Origin of the sequence: Microbispora sp. GKU 823, from assembly GCF_002027145.1 — a bacterium.
GTDB classification, from domain to species: Bacteria; Actinomycetota; Actinomycetes; order Streptosporangiales; family Streptosporangiaceae; genus Microbispora; species Microbispora siamensis.
This window is the reverse complement of the sequence record NZ_MWJN01000023.1, coordinates 52,503-70,610: the sequence shown is the minus strand read 5'-3', so window position 1 is coordinate 70,610 and position 18,108 is coordinate 52,503. Positions and strand designations below refer to the sequence as shown.

The following is an 18,108-nucleotide window of genomic DNA, read 5'->3' as shown; positions in this document are numbered from 1 at the left end:
CGCGCCATGGGGTTCGCGGTCACCGCGGAGGCCGGGGCCTCCGCGGCCGGTGCGTCACGGGGTGACGGTCACCCCGACCGCCGGGGACGTTGTTCGCCAGCACCCTGCCCAGGAATCGATGGGCCCAGGACGGTGCGGTGACCGTCGGGTTGAGCGCGATCGAGTCGCGGATGGTGGTGCCGGTGTAGCCGTAGCCGGCCACACCGCCGTCGTTGCGGGTGTCCGCGATGACGGCGCCCGTGGAGAAGACCCGCTCCGTGGTGGAGCCGGCCAGGGCCACGCCGATCACCCCGCCCGCCTCGGTGGTGCGCACGTGCACGTTCGCCGTGGAGTAGGCGTCGCGCACGATGCCCTAGCGAGTCGCCGACGAGACCGCCCGCGCGCGAGCCCGCCGTCACGGACCCGGAGACCCACACGCGCTCGATGGTGCCGGTGCTGCTGCCCGCCAGGATGCCAGCGCGAGCGGTGGTGGTGTTCACCGTGGCGTCGAGGACCGCGAGGTCGTGGACGTGCCCGGAGATCTGGGCGAACAGACCCCCGGTGGTGGAGGTCAGGCCCTTGATGGTGTGGCCGGCGCCGTCCAGTTCGCCGGTGAACGGCCCCGGCAGGCTGGTGAACGGGGCGTCGCGCCGACAGCATGGTTCCTCCCGAACTCGTTCACCAGTACGAGAAACCATTTGATCAAGAAACGCGGATCGTCTTGCGTCAAGCCCGAGAGGACGTGCACGGGGGTTTCGCGAGAGAGTGGCGCGGGAACGGCGTCGCGGCGTGTAGTGTCGAAGACAGGTTGTGTCGAAGTCCCAGTATGCGTTGAAGCGCTTGCTGAGTTTATGACAGCGGGCGTTACCGTACGGAGCCGAGGCTTTCCCAAGGCGGTCGGTCGCAGCAGCCCGAGGATCACATCCGTGGCTCTCGAGATCGTCTCATCGAAGGAAAAGCATCATGGCTCAGGGAACCGTCAAGTGGTTCAACGCCGAGAAGGGCTTCGGCTTCATCGCCCCCGACGACGGCACTCCGGACGTCTTCGTCCACTACTCGGCCATCGACGCCGGCGGCTACCGTTCGCTGGAGGAGAACCAGCGGGTCGAGTACACCGCGGGCCGGGGCGCCAAGGGCCCGCAGGCCGAGCAGGTCCGCCCGCTCTAAGCAACGCTTCACCCCGCCGATGACGGGGCACTGAGATGTGGCCCGTCATCCGACGGCATCCGGCCCCGGGCTCCTCACGGAGTCCGGGGCCTCGTCATGCGGCCGCCGCCGATCTGAGGTGAGCGAGGAGCTCGCGGCGAAGACCGGGTCGCGCACCATGAACACGTCCACCTCGTCCTCGCTCTCGACCGTGAACCCGTGCCGCTCGTACAGTCGCCGGGCCGAACTGCCCTGCAGCACGTTCAGCCGGACCACGGCGTCTTCGCGGTCGCACCGGTCCAGCAGCCCGCTCAGCACGCCTGAACCGATGCCCCTGCCCTGCAGGCCCGGGTCCAGGTAGAAGTGCTCCAGCCAGTAGGCGTCCTTCACCGGCCGCAGCGCCACGCAGCCGGCCAAGGCACCCGCCACCTCGATCACCCAGGTGTGCGCCGGCGTGAACCCGTCCCGCAGCCGCTGCCGTACGCGCTGCTCGTCGTACCGCCCGAGCCGCTCCAGATCCGGCCTCAGCACCACGGCCCGCAACTCGGCCACCGCCTCGACGTCCGCCGCCGAAGCCGGCCGAAGCCCCCAGACTGCCACGATCGGGATCGTATCGCCCCGGTTCCTGCCGGCCCGGCCTAGGTGAGACGGGCGTAGAGGATGACGTTGTCGGTGTAGTGGCCGCTCCGGCGGTCGAACACACCGCCGCACGTCACCAGGCGAAGGCCCGCGTGGTCCAGTGGGCCGTACACGCGACGGGTGGGGAACCGCTTCTTCGGCACCCTCTCCACCGACTCGACCACGAACCTGGCCACCGAGCCGTCCGCACGGCCGACCTTGACGATGTCTCCGGGTCTCATGCGCCCGAGGTCGTAGAAGACTCCCTTGCGGCCCGCGCCGTCGACGTGGCCGAGGATGACCGCCGCCCCGCGCTCGCCGGGGGTCGCTCCGTGCGCGTACCAGCCGGCCTCCTCGGGGTGGTCCACCGGCGGGACCTGCACCGTGCCGTCAGGATTGAGCCCGAGCCGGCCCAGCGACACGTGTACGCCGATCTTCGGGATGTCCAGGCTGCGCGGCTCGGACGGCCCGAGCACACGGCCGCCCGAAGAGGAGATCCGCTCCGCCACGGCGGCCGCCGCTGCCCGGGCGCCGCGGGTGGCGGGACCGGAGGCCCGTCCGCAGGCAGGACTCCGCGGCCAACGAACACGGCGCCGGTCAGGGCGACGGCGGCCGCCGCCACGCCCAGGACGCGACGGCCGCGGTCCGTCCTCGCAGCCGGTATGTCAGGCACCCGCGCGCGACCTCCGGCGCAGTGCCAGCACACCCATCCCGGCCCCCGCGGCGAGAAGGGCGGCACCCGCCGGGACCAGCACGGTCGCGGTGTCCGAGGGGCCGCCACCGGTCTCCGGGGCGCCTCGCGGTACGGTCCGCGGGCGCTCGGCCGGGGCCTGACCCTCCTCGCTCGGCGGCGCCGGCGCGGCCGACGGCACGGGCTTCGGCGCCTCCGACGGGGACTTCGCGACAGGCGAGGGCGCGGCGGCCACCGGCCGGGCGTCGGCCATGGCGGGGCTCACGGGCACGGTCAGTACGGCGATGCCGAGCGCCGAGGCGGCCAGCGCGGTACGGATCAATCGCATGCTTCCTCCTTGCGCGGCGGCATGGCGGGAGGGTGTCCCACCAGGCGCGCCGCAGGTCACCGATCTGGGAATGGCCTCGATGCTGGCAGGGGAATGTCCGCCAGCCATGATCGGAATGTCATGAGCATGTAATGGATGTCGGCATTCGCAGGAAGGAAAACGGACATGCCGGATACTTGAACGGTGGCCCGGGTGATGCTGATCGAGGACGACCACTCCGTACGGGAGAGCCTGCGTCTGTCATTGGGCCGGAGCGGGCACGACGTCGAGGTCGCGCGGACCGGCGAGGAAGGCCTTCGACGCATGTCCGCCGCCCCCGCCGACATCGTCGTGCTCGATCTGATGCTTCCCGGGCTCGACGGATTCGAGGTGTGCCGCCGCATCCGCGCGGGAGGGCCCACGCCGATCGTCATGCTCACCGCCCGCGGCGACGACCTCGACGTGGTCAGCGGCCTGGAGGCGGGTGCCGACGACTACGTGGTCAAGCCGGTCCGGCCGCGCGTGCTGGAGGCGCGGATCCGCGCGGTGCTGCGGCGCGGAGGACCCGCCGCGGCGGCGGCCCCCGCGTCGGCCGGGCCGGAGACCCACGGCGACCTGACCATCGACCGGGCGCCCTCACCGTGGTCAAGGCCGGGGTCCCGATCACCCTGCCGCCGACGGAGCTGCGGCTGCTGCTGGAACTGTCGGCGGCGTACAACCAGGTGTTCAGCCGTCAGCAACTCCTGGAGTCGGTCTGGGAGCTCGACTTCCTGGGTGACTCCCGGCTGGTGGACGCGTGCGTGCAGCAGCTGCGCGCGAAGATCGAGGACGTCCCCGCCAGGCCCCGGTACATCCAGACGGTGCGCGGGTTCGGTTACCGGTTCGGCCCTCTATGAGGCGAGGTCCCCGGGACGGCCGGCTCTCCGGCTGGGTTCGCGGGCTGCGACCACGGCTGATGATCGTCTGTGTGCTGCTCGCGGTGCTCAGCGCCGTGACGGCCGCCGGGCTGGTGTACCGCCAGGCGCGCGACCTCATGCTGGCCCGTACGGAGTGGTCGCTCGTCAACGAGTTCCGGCTGCGCGTCGCGACGCTCACCGAGAACATGCAGCACCCGCCGGACCGGCCGGCGCTGCAACGGCTCGCCAACGGCGTCGCGCCCTCGTTCCTCGATGCGACCGGAGCCGCCGCCTATCGGGGCGGGGGGCTGGTCGCCTCCGGCGACGACACAGGAGCGATCACTTCCGAGCTGCGCCGTACCGTCCTCGACCGCAACCGCCTCTTCTCCCAGCGCGTCGTCAGGTCCGGCACGCCGTACCTCGTGGTCGGCACGCCGGTGATGCTCGGCAAGCAGGCCAAATCCTCGGGCGTCGAGGTGTACCTCGTGGCCTCCCTCGCCAAGGAACAGCGAGAGGAGGAGCTCCTGGTCACGGCCGCACGGAACGGGGCGATCCCCGTCGTGCTGCTCGCCGTGGCGCTCGCCCTCGTGGCGGCGCGCGGCGTCCTGCGCCCGGTCCGGGACCTCGACCGCGCCGCGCGCAGGCTCGGCGCGGGCGAGCTGGACACGCGCCTGAAGGTGACCGGCGGTGACGAGCTGGCGCGGCTGGTCGAGACCTTCAACGCCACGGCCGCAGCGCTGGAGGCGAACGTCTCGGAACTGCGGAGCATGGAGGTCCAGGCCCGCCGATTCGTCGCCGACGTGTCGCACGAGCTGCGCACCCCGCTGGCGTCCATCCTCGCGATGGCCGACGTGTTCGAGGAGGAGGCCGGCCACCTGGAAGGCGACCTCGAGAAGGCGGCCCGCCTGATGAACCTCGAAGTCGGCAGGCTGGTGCGGCTCGTCGAGGACCTCATGGAGATCTCCCGCTTCGACGCCGGTGCGGCGAGGCTGGTCCTGGACGACGTCGACGCGGCGGACGCGATCCGCGCCTGTCTGCGGACCCGCGGCTGGGCCGGGCGGGTGGGCCTCGATCTGCCCGCGGACATGCGGATCCGGCTGGATCCGCGCCGGTTCGACGTGATCATGGCGAACCTCGTGGGGAACGCCCTCCGCCATGGTGCCGCCCCCGGTCACCGTACGGCTCCGCGCCGGGCCCGAGACCGTCGTCATCGAGGTGCGGGACGCGGGCGCCGGGGTGGACCCACGGATCCTTCCGCATGTCTTCGATCGTTTCTCGAAGGCCGACGAGGCGCGGACCAGGTCGGACGGAAGCGGCCTCGGGCTCGCCATCGCCCGAGAGAACGCCCGGCTCCACGGCGGCACGATCGAGGTGGCGAATCCGCCGGAAGGCGGGGCGGTGTTCACCCTCACGCTGCCCCGCCACCCGCGGCCGTCCCAGACCGGCCCCGGCGACGCCTCGCCGATCGGGAGGCGCGAGCCGTGAGCTTCCGTACCCGCCGTGCGGCCGCCGCCCTCGCGGTGGTCATCACGTCCACGACGGCGGCAGGTTGCGGCATCGCCCCGACCGGCGTCAGGGACGGAGGCGAGCCCGCGGTGGGGTTCCGCCCGAGCACCCGGCTCTACTTCGTGTCGGGCGCGCGGCTCCGGGCCGTGACCCGTCCCATCCCGCCGCTCACACTGAAGGAGACTCTCGACCTGTTGATGGATGGGCCGAGCGCCGACGAGCGCAAACGAGGGCTGCGTACCGACCTGCTCCCCGACGTGCACGGGCCGCTGAAGGTCAGCGCGGGCCGGGCGAGGGTCCTCATCACGCTCCCCCCGCCCAAGCCGACCCCGGCGGAAGCGCCGACCGACGTCCCCCGCCCCGAGCTGTCGCTGGGCCAGCTCACCTGCACCGCTGCCGGCGCCGTCGCGGCCCGGGAGAACATCGATCCCGACGCGGTCACCGTCGTCTTCCGGAAGCCCGGGATCAGCCGGACGGAATCGTTCCACTGCTCGGAATTCCCCCGAGGCTAGGGGGTGCGTCCCCCGCCGGCCCACGCCTGCCCGTACGGCAGGCGTGCGCAGGAGACCGTCTAGCCCTTGCGATCCGGCGCCGGGGAGGCCGGCGACTGCTCGTGGGGCAGCAGGTAGCGCCAGGAGAGCGTGAAGACCGCCCCCGAGCCGGTCCTGAAGAGCGACCGGTCGTAATTCTGCCCGGCGGGAACCGCCTTGGTGATCGCGCTCACCGCCGCTCCCTCGATGTCCTTCTGCCAGACCGGATCCACCGCGCCCGAAGGCTCCGGAACGCCCTTGGGCCAGGGCGACGGCCTGCCCTCCGCCGACTCGGCCCCTTCGGCGACCACCCGGACGCGGGTGGCGACATAGTCGGCGCCCTCCGCGGCGGCCCGGGTCGCCAGGCCCTCCATCAGCTTCTTCGCGTCCACCAACTGCTTCGGGTAGAAGGCCGCGAGCTGTTCCAGGGCCGGGACCCGGACCTCCAGCATCTTTCCGTCCTTCCTCCGTACGCCGAGGACGGTGTCCGGCACGTCCGTCACCGACGGTGCGCCTGGCTTCGGCTTCGCGGTCGGCGGTTGCCCACCCAGGTACCTCTCCATCCGCGCGACCACCTCGCCCGCCTCGGCATCGGTGAGCGTCATCTGCGTGCTCGCGTCGACGATCACCAAACCGTCGTCGTACAGCACCACCCTGGGCGGACGCAGCACGTTCATGGTCGCGGTCACGTACCCGCCTTCCGCGCCCCACAAGGCGACCGGCTTCGCCGGCCCGTCGTCGGCCGCGGCCGCCGACGTGTCCGGTTCCACTCCTCCACAGGCCGCGGTCAGCGCCGTCACCGCCATGAGCAGGATCATTCGCAGTCTCATGCCTCCACCACGTAAGCACCCTCGCCCTGGTTCATGCTCGCGCCGCCCCGTTCGGATGGAAGCGCCATTCGGAAGATGACCATCTTGTGCGCTGAATCGCCGGTCGGCAGGTCGACTCGGCCGGCCTTACCGACTGCGGTGAACTCTTGAACAATTCACGATCAAGCTGTTACGGTCACCAACCAACTCTAAAGGCTGGATTCGGGGCGATTTCGGACTCTCGGAATCGGAGCCAGCCAGACCGCGGCAATGATGCCGCGGCCTCACCGTTCAAGGAGCAACGCATGCAGCACGCCCTGCCCAAGCGACGCCTCGCGGCCACCGCCGCGGCGTTCGCCATGGTGGGTGCCGCCTTCCTTGGAGGCGCGACCGACTCGGCCAGTGCGGCCACCACCGATGAGCCGACGTCGACACCGGTCAACGTGGACATCCCCGACGGGATGCTCATGAGCTACGTCGTCAACGCCCGAATCGCCAACCCCGGCCAGACTCGTCTCGTCGAGCGCGCGGTCGAGGCCGCCGGAGGTGTCGTCGTCCAGTCCTGGCCCGAGATCGGCGTGGTCGTCGCCCACTCCGACCGCGCGGCCTTCCGCGCGAACGTCACCGCCAAGGGTGGCAACGCGGTCACCTCCGTCGGCGCCACCCGTACGGCCGGGGTCTCCGAGGGGACGCCGGCCGACCTGGCCCCGCCGTGGGGTCCCGGTGCCAACGGGTACAAGAAGGGCGCCAAGAAGCCGGACAACGGCGACATCCCGTCCGACCCGCAGCCGGGCGAGAGCCTCGACCCCAACGAGGGCGTCCAGTGGGACATGCAAATGATCAAGGCCCCGCAGGCGCAGGCGATCTCCGACGGCAACCGCAACGTCCTCGTCGGGGTGCTCGACAGCGGCATCTCGCCGACGCACCCGGACCTCAAGGCCAACATCGACGTCGCGAACTCGGTCAACTGCAGCAACGCCGGCCGTCCGGACCAGACGCCGTTGGCTTGGCGCCCGACGACGAGCGACCACGGTACGCACGTCGCCGGCACCATCGCCGCCGCCCGCAACAACATCGGCGTCGTCGGTGTCGCGCCGAACGTGCGCATGGCCTCCGTCAAGGTCGTCAACGACGACGGCTTCATCTACCCGGAGTACGCCGTCTGCGGCTTCATGTGGGCGGGCCTGAAGCACATGGACGTCACGAACAACTCCTACTATGTCGACCCGTTCGAGTTCTGGTGTGACGACCAGCCCGACCAGGCCGCCAGCAAGGAGGCCGTCCGGCGCGCCGTGGAGTGGGCCACCGCGCAGGGCGTCGTCAACGTCGCCGCGGCGGGCAACTCCAACTACGACATGGCCAACAAGACCGTGGACAAGGGCAGCCCCAACGACGCGCCGGCGCCGACCGTGCGTACGATCAACAGCCACTGCAACGACATCCCGGCCGAGCTCGACGATGTCGTGACGGTCGCATCCCTGCAGCGCGTGGGCACCACGCTGGACAGCGTCCGGTCGTCCTTCTCCAACTACGGCCTCGGCAAGATCGACGTCGCGGCTCCCGGCTCGTCGATCTACTCGACGACCTGGAACACCCGGACGGGAGCCGACGGCTACGGCACCAAGAGCGGCACGTCCATGGCGAGCCCGCACGTCGCCGGCGTCATGGCGCAGATGAAGTCGGCGCACCCGTCCTGGTCGCCGGCCACAATGATCAGCGAGCTCAAGGCGCGGGCCGTACCCAAGCCGTGCCCGCAGAACACCGCGGCCTGCACCGGCACCGTCGACGACAACAGCTTCTTCGGCGCCGGTGTCGTCGACGCCCTCGCAGTCGTCAAGTGAACTGACCCTGGCGTCACCTGAGTGACACCACCCTGCTGGGCCTGCACCGTCATGACGGTGCAGGCCCAGCCCCTCTTCTCTCGACTTCGCGGGCTCGGCCCCGGGTCAGCGGGCGGTGCGGGGCAGCGCCTGGACCAGCGCGACGACGGCGGCGGCCAGACCGACCAGGAGAGCCAGGCCGAGAGCGAAGGCGTGCGGGTAGTGAGCCGGCGTGGGAGCGCCAAGGGCGCCGTAGAAGACCATCCCGACCAGGGCCACACCGATCGCGCCGCCCGCCTGCTGAGCCGTGCTCAGGACGCCCGAGGCCGCGGCGGCGTGCCGGGGATCGGTCCCCGCCAGGACGATCGCGGGCAGCGGAGCCATGATCAAGCCCATTCCCGCGCCGGCGACGAGCAGGCCCGGGATGACCCACGCGACGGGACGCCCGGTGTCCAGAGCCGAGGCCGTCTCGGCCAGAGCCGCGTACCCGAGTGCGACGACCAGGGCTCCCAAGGTGACGACCTGGCGGCCGAGCCGGGCCGCGATCCGTCCGGACAGGGCCGAGGAGACGAAGTAGCCGAGGCCAAGGGGAAGGAAGATCAGGCCGGAACCGAGAGCGTCCAGGCCGCGGCCCTCCTGTAGGTAGAGCGCCAGGACCAGGAAGAACGAGCCCGTCGTCATCGAATAGATCAGGCTGACGACCACACCGGCGGAGAACGAGCGGTGCCGGAACAGCGCCGGGTCGATCAGGGGCGCCGCCGTCCGGCGCTGGTGCAGGGCGAAGGCGGCCAGAAGGGCGACGGCGGCGGCCAGGCAGAGCCACGTCCATGCCGGCCAGCCCTGCTGCTGGCCCTGCACGAGCGGGTACACGATGGCCACCAGGCCCAGGCAGACCAGCGCGGCGCCGGTCAGGTCCAGACGGGCCCCGGTGGCCCGTGATTCGGGGATCAGCCGCCGGGTCAGCAGCAGAGTGACCGCGCCCACCGGGACATTGATCAGGAAGATGCTGCGCCAGCCGAGCCCGGCGATGTCGGCCCTGATGAGCGCGCCGCCGATGAGCTGCCCGAACACGCCGCCGAAGCCGAGGGCCATGCCGTAGGCGTTGAACGCTTTGGTCCGGTGCGCGCCGGTGTAGAGGGTGTTGATGATGGCGAGGACCTGCGGCATCAGCAGAGCCGCCCCGGCGCCCTGGACGACCCGGGCGCCGACGAGGAACCCGGCGCTCGGGGCCTCGCCGCAGGCGGCCGAGGCCAGGGTGAAGACGGCCAGGCCGATCGAGAAGAGCCGCCGACGCCCGTACAGGTCACCCAACCGCCCGCCGAGGACGAGCCCGGAGGCCAGGGCGATGCCGAATCCGGCGACGATGAACTGGATCGCCGACGGGCTCGCGTTCAGCTCGCGCTGTGTCGCGGGGATCGCGACGTTGACGATGAAGAAGTCGAGGGTGGTGATGAAGACACCGGTGAGGAGCACCAGCAGGCTTCCCCAGCCGGCGCTGCTGCCGTTCGCCGCAACCGGTGTCGACCGCGGTGACGTTATGGTCGTCATTTCTCCTCCTGCTCGCGCCGTTCCACGCTCAGCTTCGCGGCGGGTACGGCATCACGGCGATTACGCATGAGGTCATGAAGCCCGTGCGATGCGCCCGAACGGAGCCGCCCGAGGCGTGCGGCGCGCGGGTGGCGTCCTGGCCTATCCGGCGGCCCTCGCCGGCGACGAGGAGAGGTGCCGCCGGCTCTGCGACGAGGCGCTGGGCGGAGCGGTCGTTGTGATGCAGGGGGCGCTGTGGGTCGACTGGGCACGTGGCGTGCTCGACCTGGTCGAGCCCAAGGGGAGCACCCCGCGTTTCAGTCGGTGGCCGGCTGCGTACGGCCAGTCAGAGTGCAGAGCTCGTCGATGATGGCGGGCCAGAGTTCGCGTGGGAGGTTGTGCCCCATGCCCGGATAGAGGACGAGGCGGGCTCCGGGGATGGCGGCGGCGATCTCCTTCGCGGAGCGCGGCCGGATCATCGGATCGTCCTCGCCGTGGATGACCAGGGTGGGCACGTCTATCGTGGCCAGCCGAGGCAGCAAGTCACCGGTTGCCGCAGCCGCGGCAGACTGGCGCATCTCTCCGCCCGAGGGGCTGGCGTCGCGCTCGTAGGACACCCGTGCAGCGTGACGCCACCATGCCTCGTCGAGCGGGTAGCCGGGGGACCCGAGGATGCGCATCGCGTCGACGACGCGCTGGACCGCTCCCTCCCGCTCGGGAGGGTACCTCTTGAGGCTCTGGCTGAGCATCAGCCTGAGCACGGTCCACATGTTCACCCTGCCGCGCTTCCAGCCGGCGTAGCTGGAGGAGACGGTGAGGGTGCGCACCCTCTCAGGGCTCCGGATCACGGTGAGCTGGGCGATGACGCCGCCCAGCGACGCCCCGAAGACATGCGCGTTGCTCCACCCGAGCGCGTCCATCACCGCGAGGGCGTCGTCGGACATGTCCTCCAGCCGGTACGCCGCCGCTCTGCCGCCCCTGAACCAGTCCTTGGCCAGGCCCGGCCGCCCAGCCTCAGAAAAGTGAGTCGACAGGCCGGCGTCGCGGTTGTCGAACCTGGCCACGGCGAACCCGCGTTCGGCCAGCATGGCGCACAGGTCGTCGGGCCACATCACCATCTGCATGGCCGTACCCATGATCAGTAGTAGCGGTTCGCCATCCGGCGACCCGAACGTCTCGTAGGCGATCTCCACCGCGTTATGGCGCGTCGTCTGGATAGGCATGCTCCTCCTTCAAGGGGATACAATGCAGTTGCATCGTAAAAGCGGGACGGGAAGTTTTCAATGCGACTGCATTGGAAAATTGGACTGGCATGCCCAAACAGGTGGATCATCAGGCTCGGCGCAGGCAGATAGCCGACGCGCTGCTACGAATCGTTGATCGCGAGGGACTGGAAGGCGTCAGCCTGCGACACGTGGCGGCGGAGGCCGGGGTGTCCATGGGCAGGATCCAGCACTACTTCGCCACCAAGGATCAGATGATGATCTTCGCACTGATCCACGTGCACGAGCGCATCTACCAGCGGGTCAACGCGTGCCTTGATCCCCGCTCACCACGTGATCTCATCCGTAGCGCGATCATCGAGATGCTGCCCCTGGACGACGAGCGGCGCACTGAGGCCCGGATCGCTCTGGCGTTCCTCGCCCGGTCGGCGGTCGAACCGGTGTACGCCGCGACCCTGCGCGAGGGCTACCCCTACCATGCCGTCTTCTTCGCGGAGCAGATCCGGCGCGCTCAGCAGAACGGCGAGGCTCCGGCGGATTTGGTTCCCGAGCGAGAAGCCGTGATCCTGTTCGCCATCACTCAGGGGCTGGTCAACCCGACCCTGATTGGCCACTACACCGAAGAGACAGTCCTCGACGCCGTGGACCGCCACCTGGACCGCATTTTCTGTGGCTGATAACGCCGTGGCGCCAAGCGCAAGATCTCTTCGCATCGTTCCGCGAAATCCAGCCCGGCCTCAAGCATGCGCTGATGCATTGAGCCTGACGGCAGGACCTGAGCGTCCGCCGCCGTTGCCGTCAGAGAACACCAAAACGCCCCGGCCGTGATCGGCTCGGGGCGTTTGGGCTGTTCAATGATGGTGGTCAGGGGCAGGGTCGAACTGCCGACCTTCCGCTTTTCAGGCAGACCGGCCGCCCTGCTCCGCTCGACCGACACGAGGCCAGAAGGCTGTGGACGGCTGCCGCGGTGTGCTCGTGGTGGCCAACGTTGTCGTCAGCCCCACGTCCTGTAGTCGGCGGCACAGGCTCGAAGCGTTCCGAGAATCCTCGGCAGCTCACCCCTTCGCCTTCATCCCCCGGAGGGGGCTTTTAGTCATCCGTGATTGCGGCGTCTCGACGGAAGGAGCAGGCGGGACCGGCGTCGGCGGGTGCGGGCGGGACTGCGCCGGCGGGCCAGGGGCGGGCGTTCAGGGCATCGAGGGCCTGGCGGGCCATGGCCAGCTTCTCGTAGACGAACAGGACCGGGTGGCCGGCGGCCATCGTGACCGCGATACGCAGGGCGGCCTGCGGTCCTTCGGCGGTGGCGAGGCCGATGCCGGGCCGGGCCCGGCGCATGGTCGCCATGATCAGGCCGGTCATCTCACCGGGGCGGCGACCGCGCTTGTCGGCGTCCTCGTAGACGACGACCCGGCCGAACCACGCGGCGACGGCCTCGGCCGAGCGGGCCACCAGATCGTCGCGGCGGTCGCCGGGCAGCGTGATCGCGGCCACGGGCTCGCCGCCCCAGACGTCGCTGATCATGCGGCCGGTCGCGTCGAGCGCGGCGGCGTTGTGGCCGTAGTCCAATATCACCGGGCCGCCGCCGGCCAGGTAGACGTTGCCGCGCCCCGGGTTCGACTCGCCCGGCGTGAACGTGCCCAGCGCGCGCCGGATGTCCTTGGCGCTGACCCCGAGCCCGCGGCAGGCCGCCACCGCGGCCAGCGCGTTCGCGATCACGTGCGGGGCGAGCCCGCCGAACGCGCCGGGCAGCTCGGCCACGCTGAGCAGCGCCCGATCCCGGTCCGCATCGAACTCGACCAGCTCGCCGTTGCGAAGCTCGTACGCCAGGCCGCCCGCCTGCCGGTGCCGTTCGATGAGCGGGTTGCCGTTCACCAGGCTGAAATACCTGATCACGGACGCGTTCCTGCGCACCCGCGGCCGGTCGGCGAGCGCGGCGACCAATGGGTCGTCGGCGTTCAGCACCACGGTCCCGCCCTCGCGAACCTCCTCGGCGACCAGCGCCTTCACCTCGACCAGCTCGTCGAGATCCTCCACGCCGTCCGCGCCCAGGTGGTCGGCGGTGATGTTGGTGACCACGGCCACGTCGGCCTGGTCGTAGCCGAGCCCACCGCGGATGATCCCGCCGCGCGCCGTCTCCAGCACCGCGGCCTCGATGCTGGTGTCGTCGAGCACCATGTCCGCGGACCGCGGGCCCGAGGCGTCGGTGTCGTAGACCAGCCGGCCGCCGGAGTAGACCCCGTCCGTGGTGGACATCCCCACCCGCATCCCGGCCTTGCTCAGGATGTGGCCGATCATGCGGACCGTCGTGGTCTTCCCGTTGGTCCCGGTGACCGCGACGACCGGGACCCGAGATGGGGCGCCGGGCGGGTACAGGCTGTCGATCACCGCGCCGGCCACGTCCCGCGGCGCCCCCTCGGCCGGGGACAGGTGCATCCGCAGCCCCGGGCACGCGTTGACCTCGATCACCGCGCCAGGCTCGGCCCCGCCGTGACCGGCCCCGCCGCACCGTATCGGTGCCGCGATGTCGGCCAGCCGCACGTCGATGCCGCAGACGTCCAGGCCGACCACGGCCGCGGCCCGGCGGCACATGTCGGCCACGTCCTCGTGCACCAGGTCGGTCACGTCGCGGCTGGTTCCGCCGGTGGACAGGTTCGCGTTCCGGCGCAGGGTCACGAACTGGCCGCGGGCCGGGACCGACGCCGGGCCCAGGTCCTGGGCCTCCAGGTGCGCGAGCGCGTGCTCGTCCAGTTTGATCTTGGTCAGCTCTCGGGAGTGGCCCTCGCCCCGGCGCGGGTCGGCATTCACCATGTCGACGAGTTGGGTGATGTCAGAGACACCATCGCCGGTCACCGAGGCCGGCCGCAGCTCGGCCGCGGCCACCACCTGGCCGTCGACCACCAGCACCCGGTAGTCGGTGCCGGGCACGAACCTCTCCACGATCGCGCCCTCGCCGTCGGCCGCCGCCTGAGCGTATGCGGCGGCCGCGGCCGCGGCGGTGGTCACGCCGACGGTCACGTTGGCACCGTGGTTGCCGTGGAGCGGTTTGATCACGACCGGCCCGCCGAGCCGGCCCAGCGCCCCGGCGGCGTCGGCCGCGCTCCAGGCCACCACCCCATCGGGCACCGGGATGCCCGCGTCGGTCAGCAGCTGCTTGGCCAGCATCTTGTCGGCCGCGATGTCCACACCGATCACCGACGTCTGCTCGGTCAGCGCGGCGCACACCAGCCGGCGATAGCGCCCGTATCCGAGCCGCAGCATGCTCAGCTGGCCGACCCGGCGGACCGGTATCCCCCGGCGGCGGGCCGCGCCCGCGAGCGCGGCCGTGCTCACGCCGAGGCGCTCCCGCTCCACGACCCGAGCGATCCTGGCCAGTTCGAGCGGCAGGTCGGGGATGCGCTCAAGGAGAATGTGCTTGACCGTGGTGATGGCCAGTTCCAGCAGCTCGGCCGGCACCGAGGACTGCGCGGGCTCGTCCTGCGGGCACTCGGTCATCACGTCGTAGCGGCCGTCGGCGCCGGCCCACATGGTCCGGCCCAGATACACGTCGCGGCCCACCAGGCTGGACAGCTCCAGCGTCACGTGCTCGGTTACGTGGCCGAAGTAGGTGCCCCGGGCCATCGCCTCCAGGAACCCGCCCGGACGCCCGGCCGCGCAGTGGTGTTCGGCCAACCCGGGCAGGGCCGCGGTCAGCCGCCCGGCGAAGCCCGGGTACTCGGTGGTGTTCCGGCCGGTCAGCTCCTCGAGCTCGAGCCGCGCGACGGTGACCGGCCGGGTGCTGAATGAGTTGGGTCCGCTCAGGTGACGCAGGTCGTCGAGACGCACGTGACACTCCCCAAGGGTTGGGCGGATGATCGGGCTGGCGGTGATCAGTACCGGTCGTGCGCGGGCCCGATGGTGGCCTCGCCGGTCGCGATGTCGAAGACGCACCCGGCGGGCAGCAGGTGCAGCCGGACGCCGAACAGGGTGATCGGGTCTTCGTCCCCGGCGGCGTGGATGACCGTGGCGTTCCGCCCGTCGGCCACCGTGGCCACGCCGGCGCCGAGCACCTCGAAGCGGGTGCCGTCGACCAGGATCCCGGTGTTCTCGCCGATGCCGACGCCCAGGTACTCCAGGTCGAGCGCCATGGCGCTGAGCAGCCGGGGGAGCCGGCCGCGCTCGCTGAAGTGCATGTCGATGATGAGCGCCCTCGGGAGCAGGCCGAGCCCCGGGCCGGTGCGGACCGTGGCGGCGGACACGCCGGGGCCCTCGCCGCCGAGGATCATCGTGCGGCCCATGGCGGTGGCGCCGGCGCTGGTCCCGGCGATGACCGCGCCGCCTGCGCGCAGCCGCTCGCGCAGGATCTCGTTGGCCCGCGAGCCGACCAGGGCCCGCAGCCGCGACTGGTCGCCGCCGGAGAAGAACACGCCTGTGGCGTCGTCGAGGAGCTTGGCCGCGTTGTCGCCGTCGGCGTCGGAGCGCCCGCGCAGCCGCAGTTCCCTGGTGTGGTCCACGCCGAGCTTGCGGAACACCCGCTCGTAGTCGGCGTGCACCTCCTCGGGCGCCCCGGTGGCCGTAGTGACCAGCACGATCCGGGCCGCCTCGCCGCCGGACAGCTCCACGAACCGCTCGAGCAGGCCGGAACCGCGGCACTCGGCGCCCCCGATGACAAGCAGGCGGCCCGGATCACCAGGCTTACGCCCTTCGTCCGCGTCCATGCTCCCTCCTCGACCAGTTGTTACCCTTAGGCGTCGAATATCATCCGAGAGCAACTAGTTCGGCCATGTATGGGCCGGTTTGGGAGCGCGGGTGCTCGCGTTACTCGGAGCGCAGGGCGCCGCGGACGTGCCGGCCGCGCCCCGGTTGGCTTGTGCGGCACCCGTGGCTCGTCGACGAGTCGATGCAGCCCATCACGCTCTTCTCGGCGGGCTAAGGATCCGCGGCGGAACCTGGTCAGTTGCTCTCGGGCGCCCTCAGACCCGACACTGCGGCTGTACAGCAGGCATCCCAAAGGCCACTCCCGAAGATCGGAATTGGTCTTGCCATGGCGTGGTCGGTCGGAGATGTCTACAGGCGTCCACCGTCGACACGAGCACCTGCTCAGAAGGGATGTCCGGCCTCGGCGAGTCCAGACCCGTCCGTGGTAGTCCCGGGCCGTCGTCAGCAACAGCGTTGGCAAGATCCGTTATGTGCGCGCCTCGCGTCGAGGCCGCACCACACCGGCTTCGTAGGCGAGCACGACCGCCTGCACGCGATCCCGCACGCCGAGCTTGGCCAAGATGCGGTTGACGTGCGTCTTCACGGTCGCCTCGCCGAGAAAGAGTTCCCCGGCGATCTCACGGTTGGACAGCCCCCGAGCCATCAACCGCAGCACCTCGGTCTCCCTGCCGGTCAGGTGTGCCAGTCCGGGGGCGCTGACCGGCGGAGCCATCGCGGTGTAGTGGTCGATCAGGCGGCGGGTGATCTCCGGTGAGAGCAGCACGTCTCCACGTGCGGCAGCGCGCAGCGCGCTCGCCAGTTCTTTCGGCGGAGTGGTCTTCAGCAGGAATCCGCAGGCGCCGGCGCGTAACGACCGGTAGACGTACTCGTCGAGGTCGAACGTGGTCAGCATGACGACTCGGCGGCCGGGGCGGTCCGCCAAGATCTGCTCGGTCGCGGCCATGCCGTCGAGCCGGGGCATGTGGATGTCCATCAGCACAACGTCCGGTTGGTGTCGGGCGGTGAGCAACACCGCCTGCTCGCCGTCCGCAGCCTCTGCGACCACATCGATGTCGGGCTGAGTGCCGAGGATCATCCGCAGACCGCCGCGTATGAGCGCCTCGTCGTCAGCGATGAGAACGCGCGTCACCCCGGTGCCCCCGTTTCCGTCAGCGCGGGTGCCATGGATTTCGCGCTCAGGGGCAACTCGACGCGCACCTCGAACCCATCGCCTTCCCGAGGACCGCTGCTGGCCGTTCCCCCGAAGAGTTCCACACGCTCGCTGATCCCGGTCAACCCGTAGCCGCTGCCGTCGCTTCGGCGGCCGGCCCGCGGACCATTGTCGACGACGCGCACCCGCAGATCTGTGCGTCCGACATCGATCGAGACCGAGACCGTGGCACCCGGCGCGTGTTTGGCCGCATTGGTCAGGGCCTCTTGCAGCACCCGGTAGCCGCTGACGTCGACGGCTGCGGGCACCCTGCCGAGGTCGCCGTTAACCGTGACGTCGACCTGTCCACCGGCGGCCCGCACTCCGGCCAGTAGCGGGTCGAGGTGCCGTAGCGAAGGAAGCCGCTCCGTACCGCCCTCAGCGCCACGGAGGACGACGAGCAACCGGCGCAGCTCGATGACGACGTCGCGGCCGACATCCTGCACCGCGTCCAGCGACTCGCGGGCCTGCCGCGCGTCTGAGTCAAGCACGGCCTGGGCGGCTCCGGCCTGCAGCACCATCACGGTCACGCCGTGCGAGACGATGTCGTGTAGTTCGCGGGCCACCCGTAGCCGCTCGTCGAGGCGCGCGGCGGCCTCCCGTTCGATGGCCAACGCGACCAGACGTTCCGCCTGCGCTCGCCGCATGCGAACAGCGTAAGCCGGCCCCATGACCGCGAGCGCGACGAAGACGATGAAGGCCCAGTCAGGGTCGTCCGCAACCGTGGTCTCGATGCCGAGCGAAACGAAGTAGGAGACGCCCCCGATGACCGGTCCGTGGCGGCCGCCGACGGCGACGCAGCCGAAGCAGGCTACGACCAATGCCAGGAGCGGCACGACCGGCCATTCCGGGAGGAGCGGCGTGAAACTCTGCGCGGTGAAGCAGACGCCGGCCAGGACCACCGCAACCCGTGGATACGACCTGCAGGCCGCGACCGCGAGGCCGTAACCCGCGAGCAGCACGGTCAGCACAGCCGTCCAGGCGCCGGACAGCGCGGTGATATCGGGACCCTCACCATCGACGTACGGGGGCAGCGGCACGTAGAGCTCGGCCAAGCCGAACCCGAACAGCGCGAGGCCGGCTGCGACGGTGGCGAGGTCCCCCCTGCGCCGTCCAATGTCCCGAACCCATGCCATGGCCGGGAGCGTATTCGAGCCGCCCGCGACACGGCG

The 18,108-nt window shown here is 70.8% G+C and carries 15 protein-coding genes, 1 tRNA gene and 2 pseudogenes; 6 read left to right on the top strand and 12 right to left on the bottom strand.

Going from position 1 to position 18,108, the window contains the following annotated elements; all coding sequences use genetic code 11:
* Positions 1–19: 19 nt before the first annotated feature.
* A complete protein-coding gene (locus tag B1L11_RS14965; protein WP_079315034.1) occupies positions 20–346 on the bottom strand; it encodes a hypothetical protein in 327 nt (108 codons plus the stop codon).
* A 596-nt stretch (positions 347–942) separates the two neighbouring features.
* Here B1L11_RS14965 and B1L11_RS14960 point away from each other — a divergent pair.
* Positions 943–1,146, top strand: coding sequence for a cold-shock protein (locus tag B1L11_RS14960; RefSeq protein ID WP_079315033.1), 204 nt, complete (start codon positions 943–945; stop codon positions 1,144–1,146).
* Between the two features lie 45 nt (positions 1,147–1,191).
* On the opposite strand, the gene B1L11_RS14955 is transcribed toward B1L11_RS14960, so the two are convergent.
* The 3 genes from B1L11_RS14955 to B1L11_RS14945 form a co-directional block, all read right to left on the bottom strand.
* Positions 1,192–1,725, bottom strand: a complete 534-nt coding sequence (locus B1L11_RS14955; RefSeq protein ID WP_079315032.1) for a GNAT family N-acetyltransferase — start codon at positions 1,723–1,725, stop codon at positions 1,192–1,194.
* Between the two features lie 38 nt (positions 1,726–1,763).
* Positions 1,764–2,252: a class F sortase gene (locus B1L11_RS14950; protein WP_079315031.1), complete on the bottom strand. Its 489-nt coding sequence runs from the start codon at positions 2,250–2,252 to the stop codon at positions 1,764–1,766.
* Positions 2,253–2,408: 156 nt separating this feature from the next.
* A complete protein-coding gene (locus B1L11_RS14945) occupies positions 2,409–2,762 on the bottom strand; it encodes a hypothetical protein (protein ID WP_143737278.1) in 354 nt (117 codons plus the stop codon).
* Between the two features lie 183 nt (positions 2,763–2,945).
* Here B1L11_RS14945 and B1L11_RS14940 point away from each other — a divergent pair.
* From B1L11_RS14940 to B1L11_RS50830, 3 genes and pseudogenes are all read left to right on the top strand, one after another.
* Positions 2,946–3,637, top strand: a pseudogene (locus B1L11_RS14940) (response regulator).
* Positions 3,634–4,557 (top strand): annotated as a pseudogene (locus B1L11_RS53995) (HAMP domain-containing protein); the annotation flags it as partial. The pseudogenes B1L11_RS14940 and B1L11_RS53995, both read left to right, overlap by 4 nt.
* A 235-nt stretch (positions 4,558–4,792) precedes the next feature.
* Positions 4,793–5,122 (top strand): cell wall metabolism sensor histidine kinase WalK, encoded by a 330-nt coding sequence (locus B1L11_RS50830; RefSeq protein ID WP_256862553.1) that lies wholly within the window; start codon positions 4,793–4,795, stop codon positions 5,120–5,122.
* A 592-nt stretch (positions 5,123–5,714) separates the two neighbouring features.
* Here the strand turns inward: B1L11_RS50830 and B1L11_RS14925 are convergent.
* A complete protein-coding gene (locus B1L11_RS14925) occupies positions 5,715–6,503 on the bottom strand; it encodes a hypothetical protein (protein ID WP_143737277.1) in 789 nt (262 codons plus the stop codon).
* 284 nt (positions 6,504–6,787) lie between these two features.
* On the opposite strand from B1L11_RS14925, the gene B1L11_RS14920 reads away from it, so the two are divergent.
* A complete protein-coding gene (locus B1L11_RS14920; protein ID WP_079315027.1) occupies positions 6,788–8,323 on the top strand; it encodes a S8 family serine peptidase in 1,536 nt (511 codons plus the stop codon).
* Positions 8,324–8,428: 105 nt separating this feature from the next.
* Here B1L11_RS14920 and B1L11_RS14915 read toward each other — a convergent pair whose 3' ends face one another.
* A complete protein-coding gene (locus B1L11_RS14915; protein WP_079315026.1) occupies positions 8,429–9,850 on the bottom strand; it encodes an MFS transporter in 1,422 nt (473 codons plus the stop codon).
* Positions 9,851–10,146: 296 nt separating this feature from the next.
* Positions 10,147–11,052 (bottom strand): alpha/beta fold hydrolase, encoded by a 906-nt coding sequence (locus tag B1L11_RS14910; RefSeq protein ID WP_079315025.1) that lies wholly within the window; start codon positions 11,050–11,052, stop codon positions 10,147–10,149.
* Between the two features lie 89 nt (positions 11,053–11,141).
* Between B1L11_RS14910 and B1L11_RS14905 the strand changes: the two genes are divergently transcribed.
* The gene (locus B1L11_RS14905; protein ID WP_079315024.1) at positions 11,142–11,729 is read left to right on the top strand and encodes a TetR/AcrR family transcriptional regulator; all 588 of its coding nucleotides are present in this window, start codon (positions 11,142–11,144) and stop codon (positions 11,727–11,729) included.
* A 181-nt stretch (positions 11,730–11,910) separates the two neighbouring features.
* Here B1L11_RS14905 and B1L11_RS14900 read toward each other — a convergent pair.
* The 5 genes from B1L11_RS14900 to B1L11_RS14880 all read right to left on the bottom strand — a co-directional run bounded on the left by B1L11_RS14900 (position 11,911) and on the right by B1L11_RS14880 (position 18,072).
* Positions 11,911–11,984: transfer RNA gene (locus B1L11_RS14900), tRNA-Phe, on the bottom strand.
* Between the two features lie 157 nt (positions 11,985–12,141).
* Entirely contained in the window at positions 12,142–14,874 is a 2,733-nt protein-coding gene (gene cphA / locus B1L11_RS14895; RefSeq protein ID WP_079315023.1) for a cyanophycin synthetase, read from the bottom strand.
* Positions 14,875–14,918: 44 nt separating this feature from the next.
* On the bottom strand, positions 14,919–15,746 hold the full coding sequence (locus B1L11_RS14890) for a cyanophycinase (RefSeq protein WP_079315022.1): 828 nt from the start codon (positions 15,744–15,746) through the stop codon (positions 14,919–14,921).
* 467 nt (positions 15,747–16,213) lie between these two features.
* Complete coding sequence (locus tag B1L11_RS14885) at positions 16,214–16,876, bottom strand: response regulator transcription factor (RefSeq protein ID WP_079315021.1); 663 nt, start codon at positions 16,874–16,876, stop codon at positions 16,214–16,216.
* Positions 16,873–18,072: a sensor histidine kinase gene (locus tag B1L11_RS14880; protein ID WP_179155153.1), complete on the bottom strand. Its 1,200-nt coding sequence runs from the start codon at positions 18,070–18,072 to the stop codon at positions 16,873–16,875. The genes B1L11_RS14885 and B1L11_RS14880 overlap by 4 nt, the downstream gene beginning before the upstream one ends.
* Between the last annotated feature and the right edge of the window lie 36 nt (positions 18,073–18,108).

Bases quoted from the DNA above. Each gene is read 5' to 3' on its own strand.
- B1L11_RS14960 (WP_079315033.1), top strand. From the start codon at position 943: ATGGCTCAGGGAACCGTCAAGTGGTTCAACGCCGAGAAGGGCTTCGGC.
- B1L11_RS14945 (WP_143737278.1), bottom strand. From the start codon at position 2,762: ATGCGATTGATCCGTACCGCGCTGGCCGCCTCGGCGCTCGGCATCGCC.
- B1L11_RS50830 (WP_256862553.1), top strand. From the start codon at position 4,793: ATGGTGCCGCCCCCGGTCACCGTACGGCTCCGCGCCGGGCCCGAGACC.
- B1L11_RS14925 (WP_143737277.1), bottom strand. From the start codon at position 6,503: ATGAGACTGCGAATGATCCTGCTCATGGCGGTGACGGCGCTGACCGCG.
- B1L11_RS14920 (WP_079315027.1), top strand. From the start codon at position 6,788: ATGCAGCACGCCCTGCCCAAGCGACGCCTCGCGGCCACCGCCGCGGCG.
- B1L11_RS14915 (WP_079315026.1), bottom strand. From the start codon at position 9,850: ATGACGACCATAACGTCACCGCGGTCGACACCGGTTGCGGCGAACGGC.
- B1L11_RS14910 (WP_079315025.1), bottom strand. From the start codon at position 11,052: ATGCCTATCCAGACGACGCGCCATAACGCGGTGGAGATCGCCTACGAG.
- B1L11_RS14905 (WP_079315024.1), top strand. From the start codon at position 11,142: ATGCCCAAACAGGTGGATCATCAGGCTCGGCGCAGGCAGATAGCCGAC.
- B1L11_RS14890 (WP_079315022.1), bottom strand. From the start codon at position 15,746: ATGGACGCGGACGAAGGGCGTAAGCCTGGTGATCCGGGCCGCCTGCTT.
- B1L11_RS14880 (WP_179155153.1), bottom strand. From the start codon at position 18,072: ATGGCATGGGTTCGGGACATTGGACGGCGCAGGGGGGACCTCGCCACC.